Below are 2,331 nucleotides of genomic sequence, written 5' to 3' on the forward strand. Positions count from 1 at the left end.
GCGCTCGCATGGTTTTGAGTCCCTTTTGAAGATCGCCCATGGAAATCAAAGTCAACTTTCTGGACAAACTGCGTCTGGAAGCCAAATTCGAAGACTTCACCGTCGTTGCCGACCAGCCCATCCGCTACAAAGGCGATGGCTCGGCCCCTGGCCCCTTTGACTATTTTTTGGCTTCTTCGGCGCTGTGCGCTGCCTATTTTGTGAAGTTGTATTGCGACACCCGCAAAATTTCCACAGAAAACATCCGGCTCTCGCAAAACAACATCGTTGACCCCGAGAACCGTTACCAACAGATCTTCAAAATTCAAGTGGAATTGCCAGCGGACATCCAAGAGGTGGACCGCAGGGGCATTTTGAATTCGATTGAGCGCTGCACCGTCAAAAAAGTGGTGCAGGCTGGGCCCGAGTTTGTCATTGAAGAAGTGGACAACCTGGACGCCGATGCACAGTCCTTGCTGACCCTGCAGCCCAGCACAGACCACCCCACGTTCATCCTCGGCAAAGACCTGCCCTTGGAGCAAACCATCGCCAACATGTCCGGCATCCTGGCCGACTTGGGCATCAAGATTGAAATTGCCTCTTGGCGCAACATCATCCCCAATGTGTGGTCCTTGCACATCCGTGATGCGCACTCGCCCATGTGCTTCACCAATGGCAAGGGATCGAGCAAAGAAAGCGCATTGGCCTCTGCGCTGGGCGAATACATCGAGCGCCTCAACAACAACCACTTCTATGCGGGCGCATTCTGGGGCGAAGACATGGCCCATGCGGCCTTTGTTCACTACCCCAATGAACGCTGGTTCAAGCCCGGCAAGAAAGATGCGCTGCCCCGAGAGATTTTGGACGCCCATTGCCTGCGCATTTACAACCCCGATGGCGAGCTGCGCGGCTCGCACCTGATCGACACCAACTCGGGCCATGCCGAGCGGGGCATCTGCTCTTTGCCTTATGTGCGCCAGTCGGATGGCGAAGTCGTTTACTTCCCCTCCAACCTGGTTGAAAACTTGTTTGTCAGCAACGGCATGAGCGCGGGCAACACGCTGGCCGAAGCACAAGTGCAGTGCCTGTCTGAGATTTTCGAGCGCGCCGTCAAGCGCGAAATCCTGGAAGGTGAAATTTGCCTGCCCGATGTGCCGCAAGACGTGCTGAGCCAATACCCCAGCATCATGGCGGGGATCCAAGGCCTCGAAGCGCAGGGCTTTCCTGTGCTGGTGAAAGATGCCTCCTTGGGCGGCACCTACCCCGTGATGTGCGTCACCTTGATGAATCCGCGCACAGGTGGCGTGTTTGCCTCCTTCGGCGCACACCCGCGCCTTGAAGTGGCGCTGGAGCGCAGCTTGACCGAGTTGCTGCAAGGCCGCAGTTTTGAAGGCTTGAACGATTTACCGCCCCCCACGTTTGAGAGCAACGCCGTCACCGAACCCAACAACTTTGTGGAGCACTTCATCGACTCCAGCGGCATCGTGTCATGGCGGTTTTTCAGCGCCAAAGCGGACTTTGAATTTGTGGACTGGGACTTTTCTGGGCAAGGCGAAAACGCCAATGCCGAAGAAGCGGCCACCTTGTTTGGCATTCTTGAGAGCATGGGCAAAGAGGCTTACACCGCGGTGCATGACCAACTGGGCGCCATCGCCTGCCGAATTTTGGTCCCGGGCTATTCAGAGGTTTACCCGGTGGAAGATTTGATTTGGGACAACACCAACAAAGCACTGCTGTTCCGCGAAGACATCCTCAACCTGCACCGCTTGGACGATGCCCAATTGACTGCACTGCTCGATCGCTTGGACAACAACGAACTCGATGAGTACCTGGACATTGGCACCTTGATCGGCATCGAGTTCGATGAAAACACTGTCTGGGGCCAGCTGACGGTGCTGGAGCTGAAACTCTTGATTCACCTGGCCTTGAAGCAATTTGAAGAGGCCCAAGACCTGGTGGGCGCCTTCTTGCAATACAACGACAACACCGTGGATCGCAAATTGTTTTACCAAGCCCTGAACGTGGTGCTTGAGGTGCAACGCGATCCAGAACTCGGGCTGGAAAACTACGCGCACAACTTTCGCCGGATGTTTGGCCAAGAGCGCATGGACGCCGTCATCGGCTCGGTCCATGGCAGTGTGCGCTTCTTTGGCCTCACACCCACCAGCATGAAGCTGGAGGGTCTGGACAGGCACCACCGCTTGATGGACAGCTACAAGAAGCTGCACGCTGGACGTGCCCGCTTGGCGGTTTGAGGATCTGAAAAAAGCTGAATTGGCCCGTGAAGAAATTCACAAATGACGGGCTATCGGTGTCTTGCTTTTGGGAAAACCCATGGCCACCCAACCGCAC

Annotated in this window: 1 protein-coding gene; it reads left to right on the forward strand. The window is 55.9% G+C overall.

The features are described from left to right. Window positions 1-38 precede the first annotated feature (38 nt). A complete protein-coding gene (locus B9Z31_RS01165; RefSeq protein ID WP_100117734.1) occupies window positions 39-2,234 on the forward strand; it encodes an OsmC domain/YcaO domain-containing protein in 2,196 nt (731 codons plus the stop codon). Window positions 2,235-2,331 lie beyond the last annotated feature (97 nt).

The organism is Limnohabitans sp. G3-2 (assembly GCF_002778275.1).
Taxonomy (GTDB): domain Bacteria; phylum Pseudomonadota; class Gammaproteobacteria; order Burkholderiales; family Burkholderiaceae_C; genus Limnohabitans_A.

Bases quoted from the DNA above. Each gene is read 5' to 3' on its own strand.
- B9Z31_RS01165 (WP_100117734.1), top strand. From the start codon at position 39: ATGGAAATCAAAGTCAACTTTCTGGACAAACTGCGTCTGGAAGCCAAA.